General features: G+C 54.7%; 19 protein-coding genes and 1 pseudogene. 6 read left to right on the top strand and 14 right to left on the bottom strand.

Features of this window, described 5'->3' with window-relative positions:
- Positions 1-27: 27 nt before the first annotated feature.
- From lysA to argH, 4 genes are read right to left on the bottom strand one after another with little or no spacing between them, the layout of a single operon-like run.
- Positions 28-1,293 (bottom strand): diaminopimelate decarboxylase, encoded by a 1,266-nt coding sequence (gene lysA, locus HKX44_RS00100; RefSeq protein ID WP_276149266.1) that lies wholly within the window; start codon positions 1,291-1,293, stop codon positions 28-30.
- A 31-nt stretch (positions 1,294-1,324) separates the two neighbouring features.
- Positions 1,325-1,642: a DUF2834 domain-containing protein gene (locus HKX44_RS00095; RefSeq protein ID WP_276149265.1), complete on the bottom strand. Its 318-nt coding sequence runs from the start codon at positions 1,640-1,642 to the stop codon at positions 1,325-1,327.
- Between the two features lies 1 nt (position 1,643).
- Complete coding sequence (locus HKX44_RS00090; protein ID WP_276149264.1) at positions 1,644-1,829, bottom strand: hypothetical protein; 186 nt, start codon at positions 1,827-1,829, stop codon at positions 1,644-1,646.
- Positions 1,826-3,217 carry an argininosuccinate lyase gene (argH, locus tag HKX44_RS00085; protein ID WP_276149263.1) on the bottom strand — a complete coding sequence of 464 codons (1,392 nt, stop codon included), beginning with the start codon at positions 3,215-3,217 and terminating at the stop codon, positions 1,826-1,828. The genes HKX44_RS00090 and argH overlap by 4 nt, the downstream gene beginning before the upstream one ends.
- Before the next feature lie 22 nt (positions 3,218-3,239).
- Between argH and HKX44_RS00080 the strand changes: the two genes are divergently transcribed.
- Positions 3,240-3,809, top strand: a complete 570-nt coding sequence (locus tag HKX44_RS00080) for a TlpA disulfide reductase family protein (RefSeq protein ID WP_276149262.1) — start codon at positions 3,240-3,242, stop codon at positions 3,807-3,809.
- Positions 3,810-3,858: 49 nt separating this feature from the next.
- Here the strand turns inward: HKX44_RS00080 and HKX44_RS00075 are convergent, their stop codons facing one another.
- Positions 3,859-4,938: a Hint domain-containing protein gene (locus tag HKX44_RS00075; RefSeq protein WP_276149261.1), complete on the bottom strand. Its 1,080-nt coding sequence runs from the start codon at positions 4,936-4,938 to the stop codon at positions 3,859-3,861.
- Between the two features lie 373 nt (positions 4,939-5,311).
- On the opposite strand from HKX44_RS00075, the gene HKX44_RS00070 reads away from it, so the two are divergent.
- From HKX44_RS00070 to nagA, 3 genes are all read left to right on the top strand, one after another.
- The gene (locus HKX44_RS00070; protein ID WP_276149260.1) at positions 5,312-5,839 is read left to right on the top strand and encodes a winged helix DNA-binding protein; all 528 of its coding nucleotides are present in this window, start codon (positions 5,312-5,314) and stop codon (positions 5,837-5,839) included.
- A 108-nt stretch (positions 5,840-5,947) separates the two neighbouring features.
- Positions 5,948-6,820: a BadF/BadG/BcrA/BcrD ATPase family protein gene (locus tag HKX44_RS00065; protein WP_276149259.1), complete on the top strand. Its 873-nt coding sequence runs from the start codon at positions 5,948-5,950 to the stop codon at positions 6,818-6,820.
- Positions 6,817-7,968 (top strand): N-acetylglucosamine-6-phosphate deacetylase, encoded by a 1,152-nt coding sequence (gene nagA / locus HKX44_RS00060; protein ID WP_276149258.1) that lies wholly within the window; start codon positions 6,817-6,819, stop codon positions 7,966-7,968. Before HKX44_RS00065 ends, nagA begins: the two co-directional genes overlap by 4 nt.
- 283 nt (positions 7,969-8,251) lie before the next feature.
- On the opposite strand, the pseudogene HKX44_RS00055 reads toward nagA, so the two are convergent.
- The 6 genes and pseudogenes from HKX44_RS00055 to HKX44_RS00030 form a co-directional block, all read right to left on the bottom strand.
- Positions 8,252-8,894 (bottom strand): annotated as a pseudogene (locus HKX44_RS00055) (transposase).
- Positions 8,895-9,379: 485 nt separating this feature from the next.
- Positions 9,380-10,309, bottom strand: a complete 930-nt coding sequence (locus tag HKX44_RS00050; protein ID WP_276149257.1) for a carbohydrate kinase — start codon at positions 10,307-10,309, stop codon at positions 9,380-9,382.
- A 63-nt stretch (positions 10,310-10,372) separates the two neighbouring features.
- The gene (ugpC, locus tag HKX44_RS00045) at positions 10,373-11,485 is read right to left on the bottom strand and encodes a sn-glycerol-3-phosphate ABC transporter ATP-binding protein UgpC (RefSeq protein ID WP_276149256.1); all 1,113 of its coding nucleotides are present in this window, start codon (positions 11,483-11,485) and stop codon (positions 10,373-10,375) included.
- 4 nt (positions 11,486-11,489) lie between these two features.
- Positions 11,490-12,368: a carbohydrate ABC transporter permease gene (locus tag HKX44_RS00040; RefSeq protein ID WP_276149255.1), complete on the bottom strand. Its 879-nt coding sequence runs from the start codon at positions 12,366-12,368 to the stop codon at positions 11,490-11,492.
- Positions 12,368-13,264, bottom strand: coding sequence for a sugar ABC transporter permease (locus tag HKX44_RS00035; RefSeq protein WP_276149254.1), 897 nt, complete (start codon positions 13,262-13,264; stop codon positions 12,368-12,370). The genes HKX44_RS00040 and HKX44_RS00035 overlap by 1 nt, the downstream gene beginning before the upstream one ends.
- Positions 13,265-13,375: 111 nt before the next feature.
- Positions 13,376-14,614, bottom strand: coding sequence for an ABC transporter substrate-binding protein (locus tag HKX44_RS00030; protein ID WP_276149253.1), 1,239 nt, complete (start codon positions 14,612-14,614; stop codon positions 13,376-13,378).
- A gap of 212 nt (positions 14,615-14,826) precedes the next feature.
- Between HKX44_RS00030 and HKX44_RS00025 the strand changes: the two genes are divergently transcribed.
- Together HKX44_RS00025 and HKX44_RS00020 are read left to right on the top strand one after the other, a co-directional pair.
- Positions 14,827-15,843, top strand: a complete 1,017-nt coding sequence (locus HKX44_RS00025) for a LacI family transcriptional regulator (RefSeq protein ID WP_276149252.1) — start codon at positions 14,827-14,829, stop codon at positions 15,841-15,843.
- 51 nt (positions 15,844-15,894) lie between these two features.
- The gene (locus HKX44_RS00020; protein ID WP_276149251.1) at positions 15,895-17,130 is read left to right on the top strand and encodes an AGE family epimerase/isomerase; all 1,236 of its coding nucleotides are present in this window, start codon (positions 15,895-15,897) and stop codon (positions 17,128-17,130) included.
- Between the two features lie 123 nt (positions 17,131-17,253).
- On the opposite strand, the gene HKX44_RS00015 is transcribed toward HKX44_RS00020, so the two are convergent.
- From HKX44_RS00015 to HKX44_RS00005, 3 genes are all read right to left on the bottom strand, one after another.
- On the bottom strand, positions 17,254-17,541 hold the full coding sequence (locus HKX44_RS00015; RefSeq protein WP_276149250.1) for a TOBE domain-containing protein: 288 nt from the start codon (positions 17,539-17,541) through the stop codon (positions 17,254-17,256).
- Between the two features lie 259 nt (positions 17,542-17,800).
- Positions 17,801-18,991: a hypothetical protein gene (locus HKX44_RS00010; protein ID WP_276149249.1), complete on the bottom strand. Its 1,191-nt coding sequence runs from the start codon at positions 18,989-18,991 to the stop codon at positions 17,801-17,803.
- A gap of 192 nt (positions 18,992-19,183) precedes the next feature.
- On the bottom strand, positions 19,184-19,570 hold the full coding sequence (locus tag HKX44_RS00005; RefSeq protein WP_276149248.1) for a hypothetical protein: 387 nt from the start codon (positions 19,568-19,570) through the stop codon (positions 19,184-19,186).
- Between the last annotated feature and the right edge of the window lie 275 nt (positions 19,571-19,845).

The following is a 19,845-nucleotide window of genomic DNA, read 5'->3' as shown; positions in this document are numbered from 1 at the left end:
TCCCTTAGGGGGCGGGGCGGGATATCCCTACAACCATTCAGGAATGGTATCGCGATTTATCATTTCGTCAAAGGTTGGACGTGCGCGAATAACCGCAAATTGATCTCCATGCACCAAAACCTCGGGGATCAGAGGACGCGAATTATATTCGCTGCTCATCACCGCCCCGTAAGCACCGGCAGAACGGAAAGCGACCAGATCACCCGCAGCCAGCGGCGGCATCAGGCGTTGCTTTGCAAATGTGTCACCGGATTCACACACTGGTCCAACGATATCAATCGGCTGCGGCTCGACGCCAACAGCAGGTTCCACCACCGGAATGATGTCGTGATGCGCCTCATACATGGCCGGACGGATCAAATCGTTCATTGCTCCGTCAAGGATCAGGAACTCACGCCCCTCCCCTTCTTTGACATAAATCACTTCACTGACCATCAAACCGGCATTGCCGGCAATCAGCCGCCCCGGTTCAATCTCAATCTCACAGCCCAAATGCCCCAGCGTGCGCTTGACCAACGCCCCATAGTCCGACGGCAAAGGCGGATCGGCATTGCTGCGCTCATAAGGAATGCCAAGGCCGCCGCCCAAATCCAGACGGGTAATCTTATGCCCATCTTCGCGCAGGGTCTGCGTCAACTCGGCAACCTTCTGATAGGCCAGCTCGTATGGGGTCAAGTCCGTCAGCTGTGATCCGATGTGAACGTCGATCCCGATCACATCCAACCCCGACATCGACGCCGCCATCGCATAAACCTCGCGCGCCTTGGCAATCGGAATGCCAAACTTGTTCTCGGATTTCCCGGTGGCAATCTTGGCGTGAGTCTTGGCATCCACATCCGGATTAACACGTATGGTAATCGGGGCGACCACCCCCAATTCACGGGCCACAGCATCCAGCACAACCATCTCGGGCTCGCTCTCGACATTGAACTGTCGAATGCCACCTTCCAGCGCCAGACGGATTTCATCTCGGGTCTTGCCCACACCAGAAAACACAATCTTGTCACCCGGCACGCCCGCTGCACGCGCGCGGCGGTATTCGCCGCCGGACACAACATCCATGCCCGCCCCGGCCTGCGCCAAAGTCTGCAACACCGCCTGATTGGAATTCGCCTTCATGGCGTAGCACACCAAATGCTCCATCCCTTCCAACGCCTCATCAAACAGGCGGAAGTGTCGCAACAAGGTCGCCGTAGAATACACATAGAACGGCGTGCCAACAGCGGCCGCAATCTGTGAAATCGCAACATCCTCTGCGTAAAGCGTGCCGTCACGATATAAGAAATGGTCCATGCTTCATCTTGCCCTTAAACTCAACTCCACCCTATTTAACAGGCGCAGTCCTTAGAAATAGATAGAGCGGCAACCCGCAGCTCACCCCGATACAGAACGTGGCGGGAATCGCGAGGAGAGCGCGCCAGTTACGCCGTACAGCAACCTCCGCAATGATCCAGACAGTCAGCGCCACCGCCGCGATGGTCAGATCCCAAACCAACCCGCTGGCAGCCGCGTTTGCATGCCATGCGGCCATCATCCCCATGATATCAAATCCGTTTTCACGAAACCATGTGATGAAGTAATACATCGGATGCACAGTGCCCCAGACCGCAAGTCCAAGGTAGATCATGCGCAGTGGTGACATGTCAGATCCCCTTTGCGACACCGATATTTACATGCCCCGAGACATGTACACCGGGCTGGTAGGTGCTGGGCTGCTGATGTGTGCCGGACAGGGGCACCGTTGCATTGCGGGTAGGCTGTACCGGCTCGCCGTCTGCACCACATCCTGCCAAGGCCCCGCCCAATGCCATACCCAAAAACCACTTCATGCCAACAGACCTTTCCAGCGCGCAACCTGGGCACGCACCTGTGCCGGTGCGGTCCCCCCATAAGACGTCCGGGAATTCACCGAATTCTCAACCGTTAGCACATCAAACACCCCGTCGGTGATACCCTCATGCACAGATTGCATCTGCGCCAGCGTAAGGTCCGGCAAATCACAGCCCTGCTGTTCCGCCATCCCCACCAGCGCACCGGTAATGTGGTGTGCATCGCGAAACGGCAGGCCCAGCACACGCACCAGCCAGTCGGCCAGATCAGTTGCGGTCGAGAACCCGCTGCCCGCTGCGGCAGCCAGTTCAGCACGGTTGCCGGTCATGTCGCGCACCATGCCCTCCATGGCAGCAAGGGCCAGCACCAGATTGTCAGCCGCATCAAAGACCTGTTCCTTGTCTTCCTGCATGTCCTTGGAATAGGCCAGCGGCAGCCCCTTCATCACCATCAGCAATCCAGTATTGGCCCCGAAAATGCGGCCCACCTTGGCACGGATCAATTCAGCCGCATCCGGGTTCTTCTTTTGCGGCATAATCGACGATCCGGTTGAAAACCGGTCGCTTAATGTCACGAAACGGAACTGCGCCGAGGACCAGATCACCAGCTCCTCGGCAAATCGGCTGAGGTGCATCGCGGCGATGCTGGCACAGGACAGGAACTCCAGCGCGAAATCACGGTCGGCCACGGCATCCAGCGAATTGGCGGCAGGTCGGTCAAACCCCAGAGCTTCTGCTGTCATCTCGCGGTCAATGGGAAAGGAGGTGCCGGCAAGGGCCGCAGCACCCAAGGGGCTTTCATTCATCCGCGCCCGTGCATCGCGCACACGGCTGAGGTCACGACCAAACATTTCCACATAGGCCATCATGTGATGCCCCCATGTCACCGGCTGTGCCGTTTGCAGATGGGTGAACCCCGGCATGACCCAATCGGCGCCCGCCTCGGCTTGCCCCAACAGTGCCTGAATAAGCGCAACAAGCCCGCCCTCAAAGGCGTCCAGCTGATCGCGCACCCAAAGTTTGAAATCCGTCGCCACCTGGTCATTGCGCGAACGCCCTGTGTGCAAACGCCCCGCAGGTTCGCCAATCACGTCCTTCAGCCGCGCCTCCACATTCATGTGGATGTCTTCCAAGGCGGTGGAATATTCAAATGTCCCGCCCTCGATCTCTGACAAGATCGTGAGCAGCCCTTCCCGAATTGCAGCAGCATCGTTATCGGTAATGATACCTGTTGCAGCCAACATCGCAGCATGGGCACGCGAGCCCGCAATATCCTGCGCAGCCATACGCTTGTCAAAGCTGATGGAAGCATTAATTGCTTCCATGATGGCATCGGGACCAGCGGCAAAGCGGCCGCCCCACATTTTGTTGGAGCTGTTATCAGTCATGGCAAAACCCTCGGAGGGACAAATGAGAAAATTAGTGTTCGGCCTCGTGTATACGGCCCTTATGGCAGGTGCAAATACTGCATGGGCTGCCGGCCCCGACATTTTGTCGATGCGCACGGGCGACATGAAAAAGCTGATAGTGCATGAAACACCACAGGCAACATCAGACGCGACCTTTATTCTGGCAGATGACGCGGGTACCGGATCACTGGCGGACTACCGCGGGAAATATGTCCTGGTGAATTTTTGGGCCACATGGTGCGCGCCCTGCCGCAAGGAAATGCCGCAGCTGAACGCGCTACAGAAGGAATTCGGCGGCGACCATTTCGAGGTACTTACCATCGCGGCGGGGCGCAATTCCCCTGCTGGCATCTCTAAGTTCTTTAAAGAGGCCGGCATCGACAGCCTGCCGCGCCATCAGGATCCGAAACAGGCGCTGGCCTCGCAGATGGGGGTTTTCGGGTTGCCGATCACCGTCCTCATTGACCCTAAAGGCCGCGAGATTGCCCGTCTGCGCGGGGATGCCAAATGGGACAGCGACAGCGCCAAGGCGATCGTCAAGGCGCTGATTACATCCCAAACGGAAGAGTAACTCGGAGGCCGGGCTTTGCAAAAGTCCGGCCTTATTTTGTCGAAAAAGATCAGGCCGCGTGGGCCAGAATGGCGGCTTCCGACGCCGACAGGTTGCGCCGTGCAAAGCTGCCATAGGTGTGGGGATCAAACTCCAGCTCGGGATGTGTGGCCAGCAGGCGCGCCCGATCCGCTTCATCCAAAGTGCTAAGAGCAGCCGACGCAGGGTGGAAACTCTCGGTTTCCACACCATTGGCCCACATCACCTGATGTCGGTCAAACAGCAGATGCACATAGGTCACCTCGCGCAGCTTCAGATCGACGGTGATGGTTTCGCCATTGATCAGGTCCTTGGCCGCGACCAGCACCTCTGAGGTATTGAACAAGTCTTGAGCAACCGCACCTTTCATCAAGATCCGGTGTTCAGGCGAAACGATCAAATCCTCATCCGGCACGTCCTCCCCGAACACGCTGGCATTGATCCGCACCGGGCGTAACTTCGGCATAGCAAACAACCGCGCGCCACTCATCCGCCGGCTGCCGATCCACTGGATAGGCTGGGTGCCGTTGTCCTTGGTCTGAACCTGATCCCCTTCGCGCAGATCCTCGATACGCACCAGACCTGTCGGCGTCACGATTTTTGTCCCGAGGGTAAAACAAATGACACCGCCACTGCCCTGCCCGTCGGATTCATTTGGCGTCGATCCCAAGGTGTGATGCACAATCCAAAGGTCACAATCGCGCGGCGGAATTTCGTCCATGAACATCAGTAGGGGCTGGCTGCCGCCGCCTACCTCGATCAAAGTTACCGTGTAGCTTTTGCCGCCGTCGGTCACGACAAAACTGTTGTCCATCAAGGGTGTTGTTTCCAACATCTCTTTTTCACGCGGCGACAGGGTTGGCAGGTCTTTCTTCTCCAGCGCGGCCCCAACCAACCGATGCACCATACGTGCGGCTCTTTTTCTAAGTTTCTCTGCACCGTCTGCCTGATCCAGTCGCAACACGTCATTCGGGCCATCGACCCGCACCGCGTCCCCGCGCCACGCCCATGCTGCACCCACTGTAAGGGACTGCACCGGAGCGGCCTCAAGGCCGTCAATTTCTGTTTGCGACCAGCTGATGACAAACGTGCCACGAAAGCCCGTTCTCATTACTCGTACTACCTACCTCAGTTTTTTTATTAACAACAGGTTAACAAAATTCGAATCAGCTGGGAAGTTTCTTTTTGGGGCACGGGCGATAGACAGGCGAAATAGGCGCGCCACCGCCAGATGCAACAGGAAACCCACTACATATAGACAATCAAAACCCAATACACCCCATATAAAGGAACATACGGATCGGCCATTTTACCTCACATCATGCGTCAAAGCAGGCGAAAGAAACACATAAAAAACAACCCAAGGGGGTAACTCCCTGCTGAAAACTTTACCGTTGCCGAAAGCGGCGGGCTCGATCCCTCCGCCTACGCTTGTATTTCGCGTATAAATTGTTAGCGTTTAACACCCAAACCAGCGAGGCCCCATGTCCGATCCCGAAAACCCACTGCCCGAGCGGCGCATTGTCTCTTCACGCCACCTTGCCGAAGGAGACGGCTGGGAGGCATCCGAGCTTGAGTTTGGCATGATCGTCGCCTTCAACGCCTTTACCCGCTGGACGACGCGGTGCATGGCGGCGGCTGGCAATCCGAACCTAACGCCGCTGGAGATCCTTGTCTTGCACAACGTCAACCACCGGGGCCGTGAAAAACGCCTGACGGACATCTGTTTCCTGCTCAATATCGAGGATACCCATACCGTCAATTATGCCCTGCGCAAGCTGTTGAAATCGGAACTTCTTGAGACAGACAAACGGGGCAAGGAAGTCTTCTATCGCACGTCGGAAACCGGTGCAGGCCTGTGCGAAGCCTACCGCGCCATTCGCAAAAGCTGCTTTCTGGACGGGCTGTCACGGCTGGATAACAAGGGCGAAGACCTGCGTGTGATCGCAGCGCAACTGCGCACCATGTCCGGACAATATGATCAGGCCAGCCGTGCTGCTGCCTCACTCTGACCAATCCGCAAACGGCGACAGGCGCACCGCAGGACATTTCTGGTCTGATCCCAATTTCGCAGGGCCTTGCTATAGGCTTTGCCCCGATTGCTAAACTATAGAGTGAGCATGAGCATTTCAGACCCCCAGATAATCGTCGCGGCGGATGGCGGCGGCAGTGGCTCGCGCGCGGTGGCGGGCACATCCACGCAAGGCATCCTTGGTCAGGCCAGCAGCGGCCCGGGCAACATTCACAGCGACTTTGACGCTGCGGTTGCCAATCTGACAGGTGCCATTGCTCAGGCCCTCGAAAATGCCGGACTGGGGCACACGCCACCTGAACGGATCACCGCCCATCTAGGGGTGGCTGGAGCCCATTCAGAGGTTGAAGAGCAGGCCCTGCTAAACGCTCTGCCTTATGGCTGCAGTACCGTTTCCGGTGACCGCGCTACTTCGGTACGGGGGGCTTTGGGCGACACGGACGGCTATGTTGTGGCCCTTGGTACCGGCACAATTGTGGCCCGCCAGCGCGCGTTGGAGATGACCACGGTTGGCGGCTGGGGCTTTCATTTGTCCGATCATGCCTCGGGTGCTTGGCTGGGTCGCAGGTTGCTGGAAGAGGTGCTGCTTGCCGAAGACGGTTTGCGTCCGCATAGCCCGCACAGCCGGACAACCTGCGCGGCCATGGGCGGGTTGATGGGCATTGTCCTGTTCAGCACCACAGCCGCCCCGTCGGATTTTGCCAAGCTTGCGCGGAGTTTGATCACCGCGGCCAAGGGCGGGGATGAGATCGGATTGACGCTCGTTGCGGAAGGGGCCGCCTATCTAGAGACGGCGCTGAAAACATTGGGCTTCCAAGCGGGTGATCACCTGACACTGGCCGGCGGGGTTGGCCCGCATTATGCCCCCTACCTGCCGGATAGCTTGGCCCGCAATCTCCATCCCCCTAAAGGGTCGGCACTGGAAGGGGCTTTTGCAATGGCGCGGCAGTCTCTGCCATGAGCGCCGCCGGGCATTTACGGGCCTACGTAGGGGCGGATATCTTCGACGGCAAACAGGTGTTGAAAGGTCACGCGCTGGTTATCGAACAGAACCGCCCTGCCCTGATGGAAAGTCGCAATATCCCAGCCGGGACATTGATCACCACGCTGAAAGGCGGCACATTCATGCCGGGTTTTGTTGATCTTCAGGTTAACGGCGGCGGTGGTGTGCTGTTCAACGACGCACCAGATCTGGCCACTCTCAACAGGATCGCGCAGGCCCATAACGCTCTAGGGACACGCCACTTCCTGCCCACATTGATCACTGACACGCCGGCGCAGACCTCAGCGGCAATAACGGCGGCAGTCGCGGCCATTGCCGCAGGTGTCCCCGGCATTGCCGGTCTGCACCTTGAAGGCCCGCATCTGTCGGTCGCGCGCAAAGGGGCGCATGACGGCACGTTGATCCGTCCGATGGAGGACGCCGATTGCGCCGAACTGGTTGCCGCGGCGGATAAGTTGCCCAATCTATTGCTCACCGTTGCGCCGGAATCTGTGACCGCAGCGCAAATCACGGCCTTGTCGCAAGCCGGGGCAATTGTGTTTCTTGGGCACAGCAACGCGGATTACGAGACGGCCAAATCGGCTTTTGCCGCGGGTGCGCGCGGCAGCACCCATTTGTTCAACGCCATGAGCCAGTTCACCTCGCGCGAACCGGGCCTTGTTGGGGCAACGCTGGAGAGCGCCGACGCCGCGGCCGGGGTGATTGCCGACGGAATCCATGTGCATCCTGCCACCATCCGCATCGCCCTTGCCGCAAAAGAAGGCCCCGCTGATGTTTTCCTTGTCAGCGATGCGATGGCCTGTGCCGGCTCTGACATCACCAGCTTTAAACTGGGCGGGCGCGACATTTACCGAAACAAGGGTCGGTTGACCCTTGCGGATGGCACACTTGCCGGTGCCGATCTTTCGCTGGCGCAGGCGCTTGGCGTGATGATCCGCGAGGTCGGAGACGATCCGGCGCGGGCGTTCGCACGGGCAACCTCGCTTCCTGCCAGCCTGCTGCGCAATCCCGATGGAGCCGGTTCATGGCCAGCGGATGTCGACGGTTTGATTTACCTGACTGCCAATTTTGATTTGCACCCGATTGCGGAACTGAATCCGGTGTAGGTTTTCTTCAGGCCGGTGTGATTACCTCTTCAGTTCCTGAAAAACCAACGGTCACCCTTATTGCCGACAGGAACCTGAGCTGAATAGAAAAGACAGAAGTTTCCAAAGTCAGATCATGTCGCATGACACGCCACAACACCTGTCAGGGCATCCATTTGATGGCTTTCTGCAACGTCGCCCACTTGAAGGGGGTAAAATTCAGCCGCCAAATGTCCTTCACCAAGAAGGCAGCTTTGTTGCACAAATCAGGCGAAGAACGCGCTTCCCCTTACGCCATAGGGACTCAGCCTAGAGGCTCAGTGACGGATATGCCAAGCGCCGTGTAGCGGTTGAGGACGGCGATGCGGACATGGATTTTTGCAACCTGTCGATCAAAACCCCTCTGCATCAACGATTGGCCAAGTCGTTTCACACAATGCATTTTCGTTTTGACGCGGGTTCGGCGGTGGTATCTGCTCCAACCTCTCCACAAGGTGCGGCCCAGATATTGCTGCGCACTGACCGCTTCGTTTCAGGCAATCGCTCCGGCGCTCGTCCACTGCCTGGCAGTGCATGGCAGCATCTCCGACGGTGCCGCTGGTGACCTCGCCCGTTCGAACCTCCAGTGTTTCTTCGTCAATTCCAATATGTATTTTTCGCCAGATGCGGCGTTTGGGGCCGCCATGCTTGCGGGCGTTCCGCTCGCCTTCACCTTCGGCCTTGATACCTGTGCTGCCGAAGCGGCATGCCAAACAGGATCTTTAACGTCAGACACGTCTGAATGCAGCATCCCTGAATTGCTGTTGCCGACCTCGCTTGCCGTTTGGCGGTCGCGTCCAGACCATCTCCGGATCAAACCAAATCGACCACGATCCGCGCTGCTAAAAGCTGTCATTGTAAGACGACCAGTTCTTGGTCTTGTACTTCGAAGGGGCCCAACTGCTCATGACTTCAGCTATCATGCTGGATTCATACAGTGAATCCCTTCAGACGATTTGTGCGACAAAGCCTAGCGGTTTAGAAAATCCCAAAGTAACTCGCAAAATGGAAATTTTCCATTGTTAGGATGCGTTGAACGGCCAGAACACTGAGCCAAGATTGTTGACAATACATCCAAAAAGACAGCCCATACCTGCTGTTGCTCATGTATTTTCAATGTTCGAAAATAAGATGTTCGCTGCGGAGCTGCCGACTTTAGCGACAGTACCGGTGCAAACTTCGACAGGACAGTTTCCTTGGTGTTCGAGGCATCGCCTGCGTTTACGCCTGTCATCTCAACACCCCCACAAGTGAGTCGTCGATTGCACCTGAACACAGAGAACTTTGCGATACACCCAAAGCGCAAAACAGGTCTGCACGGTTTGGCTTACCGTTGCTTCATGGGCTCAGACTGCGGAGAACCGTCACTGGCACCAACCCAAAATCACCAGACCTAAGAAAGCTCTTCAGCCCAAGGGGGCTGTGCTCCGGCGCGTGAAACCGTGACCGCAGCAACTTTGGCCCCAAATGCGAGCGCCTGCGCAATGGTTTCCGCGCTGACAGATCGTAAATCCTGCTTGCTCAATGCGCCCTGTTGGGAAAGCTCTGCAAGAAAGCCAGCATTAAAAGTGTCACCCGCGCCCACGGTATCCACAACACAAACGGGTTTGCTGGGTACGCGGACCTCTTGCCCTGTGCCAAAATAGGCCGAAGCACCTTCTGCGCCCCGTGTCAGGATCACAACAGCGGGTCCGTTTGCTCGCAACTGAGTGACTTTTTTCGCAATCGTATCTTGTTCAGGGTATATCCAATCCAAATCTTCATCCGAGATTTTGACAATATCTGATATTGAGATCATTTGCTCCAACCGCTTTCTAAAACGTGCGACATTCTGAATAAAGTCGGGGCGAATATTTGGATCCAGAGCGATAACGCGTTTATCGCATTCTCTGACTGCCAACTCTACGTGCGTATCGGCACAAGGCTCACAGGCGAGACTGATACCGCCGAAAAAGAGCGTTGAAACCTCTGGTGAAATGGTGGGAAGGGCGTCCGGGTCAAGCATGCGACTGGCTGAATTTTCATCATAAAATGAATACGTTGCGTGACCATCCACCAATTCGACAAATGCCAAGGTCGTTGGCCGGCCTGAGAAAGCCAATGCCGTAGTATCAACTTTGCTCTCTTTCAGCGCCTGAACAAGTTGTGCCCCAAACATGTCATGAGATACCCCTGTGAACAGTCCAGCCTTCACCCCAAGGCGCCCCAGCGCGATCGCAGTGTTAAACACCGCCCCACCCGTGTGCGGGACAAAGCCATTGGGACCCGCCCTTGTTGGGGACGGGATCATATCAATCAGAGCTTCTCCGCAACAAAGGATCATTTCTTGGGCCTTTTGGGTCACACTAGGGGGATCAGGGTCAAACGAAACAGGTCTAAGACGCCTTTACGGCGCGATACGTTGCTCGGTCACTGGATCAAACGCCACGGCCTTATCCATGTTGACCGCGAATTCAAACATCTGACCAGAGGCGACATCTGTATCGGCGCGCATTCGGGCGATCACGTCGGCATCCCCAAGTGTAGTCGTGACAAATGTATCCGATCCCGCCGGTTCTGTGACATCAATCGCATTGTGGAACGTGGCGATATTGGTGGACTTTCTGTCCGCCCCTTCTGGGTCAGTCAGTGCCTCGGGGCGGATGCCCAGCAGGATGTCCTTGCCATCCCAATCTTCCATGTTTTCCTGACTAAAACGAAGACTTACAGGCTGTCCCTCACCATCAATGATTTGAGCGTAAGGCACCCCATCAACCATCGACACTTTGGCCGGCAAAACATTCATCGCTGGAGACCCCATAAAGGTCGCGACAAACAGGTTTGCAGGTGTGTCGTAAATCTCTTTCGGTGTGCCCAATTGCTGAACATAACCGCCGTTCATGACTGCAATCCGTGTCGACAGGGTCAAGGCTTCGATCTGATCATGCGTCACATAGACAATTGTGGTTTTCAGTTTCTCATGCAGCTTTTTGATCTCAGTCCGCATGTCGACGCGCAGCTTCGCATCGAGGTTTGAGAGAGGCTCGTCGAACAAAAACACATCCGGGTCACGCACCAGCGCGCGCCCCATTGCTACCCGTTGGCGTTGGCCACCGGACAACTGCCCCGGCTTGCGATCCAAAAGTTGATCCAGTTGCAACAGTTTGGCGACATCCTTCAGCGCCACATCACGTTTGGATTTTTCAACACCGTGCATTTCCAACCCAAAGGTCATGTTTTGCCCGACAGTCATATTCGGGTAAAGCGCATAGCTTTGGAACACCATCGCGATGTTGCGGTTTGATGGATGCACGCCGTTCATGACGCGACCTTTGATCGAAATATCACCGCTGGTGATGCCCTCAAGACCGGCAATCATATTCAAAAGCGTGGACTTGCCGCAGCCCGATGGGCCGACAAGTACAAGGAATTCACCCTCTTCGACTTTGATATCGACCTGATGCAGGACTTCGACGTTACCATAAGATTTGGTGACGTTTGAAATATCGAGAAAACCCATGAGTTTAGCCTTTCACGGAACCGGCCATCAAACCGCGGACAAAGTACCGGCCTGCGACGATGTAAACGAGAAGAGTGGGAAGAGCAGCGAGGATCGCGCCTGCGAAGTGAACGTTATATTCCTTCACACCCGTTGAAGATTGCACAAGATTGTTGAGCGCGACAGTCATCGGTTGGCTTTGCCCGCCGAACGAGGCACCAAACAAAAAGTCATTCCATACATTGGTAAACTGCCAGATGACGGACACCACCGTGATTGGCCCGGACACCGGCAACATAATCCGCCAGAAGATGCGGAAAAAACCGGCGCCATCCATCATGGCTGCGCGCACAAGCTCGGTTGGGAAGGCTGCATAATAGTTGCGATAGTAAAGGGTGGTAAAGCCAACCCCATACACGACATGCACCAATACCAAGCCAGGAATAGTGCCTGCCAAGCCTATTTTACCAAGGATCGTGGCCATCGGGATCAGAACAATCTGAAACGGGATAAAGCAGGAAAACAGCAGCAACCCAAACAGGATTGTATCCCCCCGGAAACGCCACTTTGTAAGCACATAGCCATTCAAAGCACCCAGAAATGTCGAAATGGCCACAGCGGGCACAACCATCAGGATTGAGTTTACAAAATAGGGTTTCAAACCCGTTGGTTCGACCCCGATCTGAGCAGAGGACCACGCGGAAAGCCAAGGTTGGATTGTCCATTTATCAGGCAGCGCCATCATATTTCCGCCGGTGATTTCATCCAGCGGTTTCAATGAGTTCACCACCATTACAAAAAATGGCAACAGATAGAAAAGCGCAAAGACCAGCAGCACCAGATAGATGAAGGTACGGGCAATTTTGCCGGTGTTGACGTCCGTGCCTTGCGTTGCGATCGACATCACTTCTTCTCCTTCAGCTCAGCATAAAGGTAAGGCATCATGATCGCCGCAATGGTCATCAACATGATGACGGCACTGGCCGCACCTGTTCCCATTTGATTTCGCGTGAAGGTGTAGGAATACATGAAGGTTGCGGGCAATTCGGTGGCTCGACCTGGTCCCCCACCCGTCAAGGCAATGACAAGGTCATAAGATTTTACCGCAAGATGCGCGAGGATCACAAAGGCCGACAAGAAAGCAGGTCGCAGCATTGGGATAACGATACGGCGATAGAGGCTCCAATTTGAGGCACCATCAATCTGGGCCGCTTTCAGAATTTCATTGTCGATGCCGCGCAGCCCAGCCAAAAACATGGCCATGACAAAGCCACTTGTTTGCCAAACCGCCGCGATAACAATCGTGTAAATCGCCATGTTGCGATCCTTGATCCAGCCGAAACTAAAGCTGTCCCACCCCCAAAGATGCATGGTGTTTTCCAGCCCAATTCCCGGGTCCAGAAACCACTTCCATGCGGTGCCGGTCACGATGAAAGACAGGGCCATTGGGTAAAGATAGATCGGGCGAAGCATGCCTTCACCGCGAATTTTCTGATCCAGTAAAATCGCGAGTGTCAGCCCAATCGCCGTGCAAATAAAGATGTAAAGGGACGCAAAGATGGCGAGGTTTGTAACCGCTGTCCACCACGCCGAAAGCCCCCAAAGACGGGCATAATTGTCAAACCCGACCAGATCGTATCTCGGCAACATCCGCGAGCCGGTGAAGCTGAGGTAGACTGTAAAAAGAATGAAACCATAAACAAAGATCAGCATCAGCGCGATCGACGGTGAAAGCACCAGTTTTGGGATCCATTCCTGAAGTTTTGTGCGAAAATCCGCATCGGTGGCATGACGTGCCATCTGTTCCCCCTTTGGTGACGCAACCGCGTCATTCGCTTCTTGTCGAAAGGACTAATAAGCGCGCTTAACCCATGTAAGGAAGGCCAGCAGGTGCCGACCTTCCAAACGAGATTATTGAGCAGATTCAACTGCGTTGACGAGTTCCTGTGCCGCAGTTTCGGCATCATATTCGCCATTGAAATGCGCGGTAACAACGTCATAAATCGCATTTTTCACAGAGGCCGGAACCGAGTGTCCATGCGCCATTGAGCCAAACAAGCGCCCTTTTCCGCCAGCATCCGCAAGATCTGCCATGCCTTTCTGGCCACAGGCGTCAAACGCCGTGTTTGGAACATCGGTACGCGCCGGAACAGAACCTTTCACCACGTTGAAAGCCGATTGGAACGCGGGGTCCATAACAGCTGACGCCATAGCAAGCTGAGCATCTTGGCCATTTTCAACGTCAAACATGACAAATTGGTCTGAGTTGAATGTCACCGCACCCTGAGTGCCGGGGAAGCGGATACAGACGAAATCTTCGCCCGGTGCCAGGTCTGCGCGCAGGAATTCACCCTTTGCCCAATCACCCATCATCTGCATGCCCGCTTCGCCATTGATCACCATGGTTGATGCAAGGTTCCAATCACGACCCGAGAAATTGTCATCCACGTAGCCACGCAAAGTGCCCATCCGTTCGAACGCCTCAACCATTGTTGCGCCGCCCAAGGCGTCGGTGTCGAGGTCAATCATTGAGGATTTATAGAAGTCATCGCCAAGGCTCAGGACAACCGCGTCAAAGATCGTGGCGTCCTGCCAAGCTTGTCCTCCATGCGCAAGTGGCGTGATGCCGTTTGCCTTCATTGCACCAAGAACGGCGACCAATTCATCCCAGCTGGTGGGCTGGCCCAAACCGGTTTTATCCAGAGCGGCTTTGTTGATCCAAACCCAGTTGGTGGAATGCACATTCACCGGGGCCGCGATCCATTTACCGTCATGTTTTGAGAAGAACTGAAGCGCCTCTGGAACAACGTCATCCCAACCTTCTGAGGTGGCGACGCTGTCGAGATTGCCAAGCACGTCTTCATTTGCCCAGTCAATGATGTCAAAGCCAAGCATTTGCACAGCTGTCGGTGCATTTCCTGCTGTTACGCGCGCGCGCAGTGTAGTCATCGCGGACTCGCCACCACCACCGGCGACGGGCATATCGACCCAGCCTATATCCTGTCCTGCCAGATTGTCTTTCAACACATTCAGCGCCGCAGCTTCACCGCCAGAGGTCCACCAGTGCAGAACCTCCACATCGTCTGAATGGGCTGCTCCGGCCATAAGAGCGATCAGAGCTGCGCTGGTCGTTAGATGTTTAAAATCCATGATTTCCTCCCAGAATCAATTTTGATATGTATTTATAACGTTAAAAATACAGAGCCTGTCAAGACATTCAAATTAGGCAATAACCTCTCTTAGCTCACATAAAGACCGTATTTTACAGGAAAATGTCTAAATTGACAGCAAGCAGAACCTATATGTTGCAAATTTAATCGTATTAAATTAGCTTGGAAGGATACCCATAGAAGTCATGCAACATGCCAAACTCGACACACAGTAAACGCCCCACCCAACGGACAATCGCCGCAAAAGTCGGAATATCTGTCGGTGCCGTTTCACGTGCTTTGGCCAATGACCCGCAAATGGCGGAAGAGACCCGTGCGTTGGTCCATAAAACCGCGCAAGAGCTTGGCTATTCCCCCGACCGTGCCGCCCAAAGATTGCGCACTGGGCGCACACAGGTCATCTATCTGATCCTTCCACCGCACGAAGAAATCCTTGGCTTTGGCACCCTGCTCATTGGGGGCATCAGCGCACGTTTGGAAGGCACGCCCTATCATCTCGTGGTGCTGCCTGACTTTGGGCACGATGAATCCGCTGAAAGGATCCGGCGGGTTGTCCGTGACAAGCTGGCGGATGGGATTATCTTCTCGCGCACCACGCCAGATGACGCACGCATTAAGTTCTTGTTGGAGGCGGATTTTCCGTTTGTTTCCCACGGTAGATCGGAACTGGCGACACCACATCCTTATGTAGACTTTGATAACTTTACCTTTGCCCGACAAGCTGCAGACATGTTGATCAAGCGTGGCGCAAGACGGATCGGTATTCTGTTGCCGCCAGAACGCTTTACTTTCCGCCAACACCTTCTTCATGGCTTTATGAAGGCCGTCCGCGCGTCGGGAATTGACCACGAAATCCTAGAGGGTGTTTCGCTCGATAGCGATGCAGACACAATTTCGGCACAAATTCACCAGCGCTTTGGTGAAAAGAATGCCCCTGACGGATTGATCCTGCCAGGGGATGTTTCTGGGTTGGCAGCCCTTGCCGCCATTCAAGATCGGGGATTGGTGGCCGGTCAGGACGTCCAGGTTGTGGTCAAACAAACCTCTGGTGTCTTTGACCTCGTGCGCCCTCGGGTCGCCAGCCTATACGAAGATCTTTCCGCAGCGGGTGAGACATTGGCCGACCTTCTGCTGAAACGGATCGAGGGCACGCCCGCGACAGACCTGCAATATATTCAACCCATCTCGGGCTTTCTTCGTGACGCCTAAGTTGCGAAAAATGCGCCCCCATACATGACGAGGTTTCCGTTGGAAAACGCAATGAAGACAGTCACATCTGACGCTGCACAATTCAGTTTTGGGGTGCCAGAACATCGCGCCCGCCTGGCCAAAGACGCCAAAGATCAATTTGATTTTTTCAATGCGAGTCTGCGGCCAGATGCCGGTTTTTACGTGTTGGGCTATGACGGGTCACCGTTGAATAGTTCAGTCCAAGAGCTTCACACAACAACCCGGCTGACGCATTCCTTTGCCTTAGGAAAGCTCGCAGGGCTTTCGCAATGTGACACCCTGATCGATCAGGGAATGTCCTATCTTTGGGAGTTCCACCGGGATCGTGAGCATGGGGGATATCTTTGGGCGCTGGATGGGAAAAACATCCATGATGACCGGAAACTGGCTTATGGCCATGCCTTTGTTTTATTGGCCGGGGCAAGCGCAAAATTGGCGGGCCATCCCGACGCGGACCGCCTAATTGAGGATGTCACCAGCACGTTAGATTCCCATTATTGGGAAGACGACCACGGGCTATTTTCGGATGAATACAACCGCAATTGGACCCCCTTCTCCACATATCGCGGAATGAATGCCAATATGCATGGGGTCGAAGCCCTGTTGACGGCTTATGAAGCAACAGGCCGCGAAGCCTATCTGCAAAAAGCGAAACGCATACTCGACTTCTTGGTCTATAAAAATGGTGCCTCGGAAAACTGGCGTTTGCCCGAACATTACACAGAAAATTGGCAAATCGACCGCAGCTATTCAGGCAACCCAATGTTTCGCCCTGCGGGCACCACGCCCGGACACTCCTTTGAATTGGGACGTTTATTGTTGCAATATTGGGATCTATCCGGTCGCCCCGATGGTACATCGATCCAGACCGCTTGGTCGTTGGTCGAACGCGCCCTTACGGATGCTTGGGATAATGAGCGTGGTGGGTTTTTCTATACGCTGAATTTTGATGGGACACCTGCAATCAGGGACCGGTATTGGTGGCCAGTTACCGAAGCGATTGGCGTGCTTGCGGCCTTTCTCAAACTTGGCGACAACGCCGAACAACATCAGTGGTATAGTCGGTTGTGGCAGTTTGCAGACGCGCATTACATTGACCATACCCATGGGGGCTGGTTTCCAGAGATTGACGAGAACGGCCAACCAACGGTCACTCAGTTCATGGGCAAACCAGATATCTATCATTCCATACAGGCCGCACTCTTTCCGCTGTCCACGCGCCTGTCACATATTGGGAAAGATCTTAACGGGGTTCTGTCGGCGTGACCCGGAGTTCGCCGAGGAAGCAGTGGAAAGTGCCATTTCAGAAGGCACCATGCCTCTACTGACCGCTTTTTCACCCAGAAAACAGCGCACCGTTAAATACTCCGGTGCGCTGCGTATTTTTGTCTAAGCCGCAAGGGCGCCTTCTGCCCTTAAACGTTGCCCATCGGTAGCAAACAGATGGATGTTCTCACGTTGCAACTTAAGTCCGACGCTGTCGCCTGGCTGCTTGGGAATATTTCCATGCACCCGCACCATCATCGGGCCAATACCTTCAATGCGCACAAACAGATTTGTGTCTGATCCCAGATGCTCCACGACATCGGCCACGGCATCGAAATCGCCGGTACCAAGGTCGACGACATCAATGTGCTCTGGGCGAATGCCAAGCTCCGCTGCATTGACCGGGTTCAAGGCTAAAGCGATGCCTATTTAAGTCTATACAAGACGAAGGTGCGACAACTCGACGCAGTGCGTCCGAAATTTGCTTGGCACTACTTTCGAAGTACATGACGGCCCATTGCTGCCGTTGACCACGGTCGCTCGATGTTGCGTCAGCAGCCCGAATTGCCGACATTCGTGCATCCCCGCAGCATTCTCGGTGCCTGGAGGACCGGGGCGCGGACGAAACCAGCCTTGAGATTCTTCCTTCGAATGGTCGCTTGAATGGCCATTATCGCCAATCGATATTCAATTCGTCATCGTACTTGAGCGGCATCACCATCATGACTTCATGCGACGGAAATAGACGCCCCGCACGTTCGTGCGAAATGTCATACCCAAACGTCGATTCCTCCATCATTAACTCGATCTCGGCTCTGGGTTTCTCCTCAAGGAGGCTCAGCACATAGCGAAGGAATGTGTGAACGTCGTGGTACCGAGCGAGCACACCGGCAACATCGAACACTGCTTCTTTGTTCCTGAACAATTCGAGGATCGGATCAGCGCCTCGTTCGTAAAGCGGTGTAAACTTGTCAAAATACACCGTTTCGATGGCGTCCTTTCCGGGATCAATGTTTCCATGGAGGTTATGGTTCCGGCGATCCATGACCCGCTTGAACGCCTTATACTCATCGCAGTCCGGATCGACCCCTGCTATGAAGTAATTGCATTTCAAGTGCAGGTCAAAGACCCGCGTATCAATTGGTTGTCGGATATAATGGTCATACTGCCTCGGATTGCGCTTTAGTTCGTCTTTCCGACCCATGAATATTACAAGGTTGATGAATGCCTCTGCCAGCACTGGCGTGATCAAATCGAGCGATAGCGATGCACTAAACACCCTGTCCGCCCGTTTCCCAATCTTCTCAACATGTCTGTTATAGCGCTTGATTCCCGCCGCAGACCTACGCTTTCCCGGCGTGAAGTCGGGAGGATCTTGCTCGTCCGTCAATACCTCATGGAAACCGGCACAGGTATCCGCGATCAAGGCAAATCGGTTCGAGACGATGCTCCATTTTTCGAGTGTCGCGCCGACTGATGCCATTCCGCAACCACAGCGGCCAAAATCACCCTTCAACGCTCTCGCGAATTTTACCCAGTTCTTGGAGGACATAGATTTCCCAAATATCGCGACATGAACGTCGCGGTTCCCTCCCTGTATGTGAAGCCAAGCATCGCCAGCTTTCAGCAGATAGTCCCAATGAAAAAGGTTGTCGCTGTCATGCGGTTTCTTCGCCATCGTTTGGAAACCATAGGGCTGGCCAAAACGGGCACCGAGATACTTGTAGACAGACAGCGGCGAAAGTTGCTTACGAAAAACGAGCATACTGCCACTAGGTTTCCCCGGCGTCTTCGGACGATCCATGAAATCAAGCATCTCACTTGGAGACGGCTTTTCCCAATGTTCAGGTTCAAAGATCATCGGTAATCATCATCTATTCATTCTCACTTTTCTCAACAGTGATAGCCTATATCTCACTTGCGAACAGCAGCCAGTACATACATGTGGGCTCGCAACCGCTATTAGATCGATCGCAGCATTTTAGCCCGTCCTATAGCTTTGGCCATCAAGGCTTGCCCCAGGCGGACTTTGGCTTTTTGAAGCTGGGTCTGCTCAAACTCTGCTGATAAGATCAGGATCGAGGAGGATGGCGACGCCCTGCTTTTCTGCCTGGTCCCGACCATAAGCTTTGAGGTCGTTTACACGCGTCCTGACGTCCAGTGCATCGAAACTTACAGAGCGAAATGTCAAAGGCTGATCCGGGCGACGTTTGAGTGTCACAAGAACGCTGTAGGTGATTTCAGCACCACCGAGCATGCAGGTGTTGAAATAGACGCCAGTTAGTTCGTCGTCTAAAGCCGCATCCTGGACATCAAACTCCAGGTACCCTCGGGGCTCAGCGTCGAGCATAAGGCCGACAGCCAGTTGGGCATCAAGATTTTCCTTTGCCTCAGCAATGTTAAAGCCACCCTTCGCGATTGTCCCTGCCTGGCGTACCAAACGTTGCCATCCCTCAAGGAAGTCCCGAAGCCGCGGTAAATCTTCGATATCCGGCCCGCAAAGTTCGTCGGAGACAGGGAAACTGGTCGCTTCGCCCGATCCTAAGGCGATCGATAGTTGGCCCCGACCGTCTGCGAGATGGGATAGTTGGACCTGTCACGGTTTGATGCCGCTCCTTTGATAGCATTTATTGCAGCAAAGGAGATGAACTATGGGACTGAAACGGACGGACGAATTCCGCCAAGATGCTGTGCGGATTGCATTGACAAGCGGGC

Origin of the sequence: Sulfitobacter sp. M05, from assembly GCF_029285175.1 — a bacterium.
Taxonomy (GTDB): domain Bacteria; phylum Pseudomonadota; class Alphaproteobacteria; order Rhodobacterales; family Rhodobacteraceae; genus Sulfitobacter.
Note: the sequence above shows the minus strand (reverse complement) of the source record. Positions and strands in the feature narration are given on the sequence as shown.

Excerpts from the sequence above, each read along its gene's own strand:
- lysA (WP_276149266.1), bottom strand. The coding sequence starts at position 1,293 with ATGGACCATTTCTTATATCGTGACGGCACGCTTTACGCAGAGGATGTT.
- HKX44_RS00095 (WP_276149265.1), bottom strand. The coding sequence starts at position 1,642 with ATGTCACCACTGCGCATGATCTACCTTGGACTTGCGGTCTGGGGCACT.
- HKX44_RS00090 (WP_276149264.1), bottom strand. The coding sequence starts at position 1,829 with ATGAAGTGGTTTTTGGGTATGGCATTGGGCGGGGCCTTGGCAGGATGT.
- argH (WP_276149263.1), bottom strand. The coding sequence starts at position 3,217 with ATGACTGATAACAGCTCCAACAAAATGTGGGGCGGCCGCTTTGCCGCT.
- HKX44_RS00080 (WP_276149262.1), top strand. The coding sequence starts at position 3,240 with ATGAGAAAATTAGTGTTCGGCCTCGTGTATACGGCCCTTATGGCAGGT.
- HKX44_RS00075 (WP_276149261.1), bottom strand. The coding sequence starts at position 4,938 with ATGAGAACGGGCTTTCGTGGCACGTTTGTCATCAGCTGGTCGCAAACA.
- HKX44_RS00070 (WP_276149260.1), top strand. The coding sequence starts at position 5,312 with ATGTCCGATCCCGAAAACCCACTGCCCGAGCGGCGCATTGTCTCTTCA.
- HKX44_RS00065 (WP_276149259.1), top strand. The coding sequence starts at position 5,948 with ATGAGCATTTCAGACCCCCAGATAATCGTCGCGGCGGATGGCGGCGGC.
- nagA (WP_276149258.1), top strand. The coding sequence starts at position 6,817 with ATGAGCGCCGCCGGGCATTTACGGGCCTACGTAGGGGCGGATATCTTC.
- HKX44_RS00050 (WP_276149257.1), bottom strand. The coding sequence starts at position 10,309 with ATGATCCTTTGTTGCGGAGAAGCTCTGATTGATATGATCCCGTCCCCA.
- ugpC (WP_276149256.1), bottom strand. The coding sequence starts at position 11,485 with ATGGGTTTTCTCGATATTTCAAACGTCACCAAATCTTATGGTAACGTC.
- HKX44_RS00040 (WP_276149255.1), bottom strand. The coding sequence starts at position 12,368 with ATGTCGATCGCAACGCAAGGCACGGACGTCAACACCGGCAAAATTGCC.
- HKX44_RS00035 (WP_276149254.1), bottom strand. The coding sequence starts at position 13,264 with ATGGCACGTCATGCCACCGATGCGGATTTTCGCACAAAACTTCAGGAA.
- HKX44_RS00030 (WP_276149253.1), bottom strand. The coding sequence starts at position 14,614 with ATGGATTTTAAACATCTAACGACCAGCGCAGCTCTGATCGCTCTTATG.
- HKX44_RS00025 (WP_276149252.1), top strand. The coding sequence starts at position 14,827 with ATGCCAAACTCGACACACAGTAAACGCCCCACCCAACGGACAATCGCC.
- HKX44_RS00020 (WP_276149251.1), top strand. The coding sequence starts at position 15,895 with ATGAAGACAGTCACATCTGACGCTGCACAATTCAGTTTTGGGGTGCCA.
- HKX44_RS00010 (WP_276149249.1), bottom strand. The coding sequence starts at position 18,991 with ATGATCTTTGAACCTGAACATTGGGAAAAGCCGTCTCCAAGTGAGATG.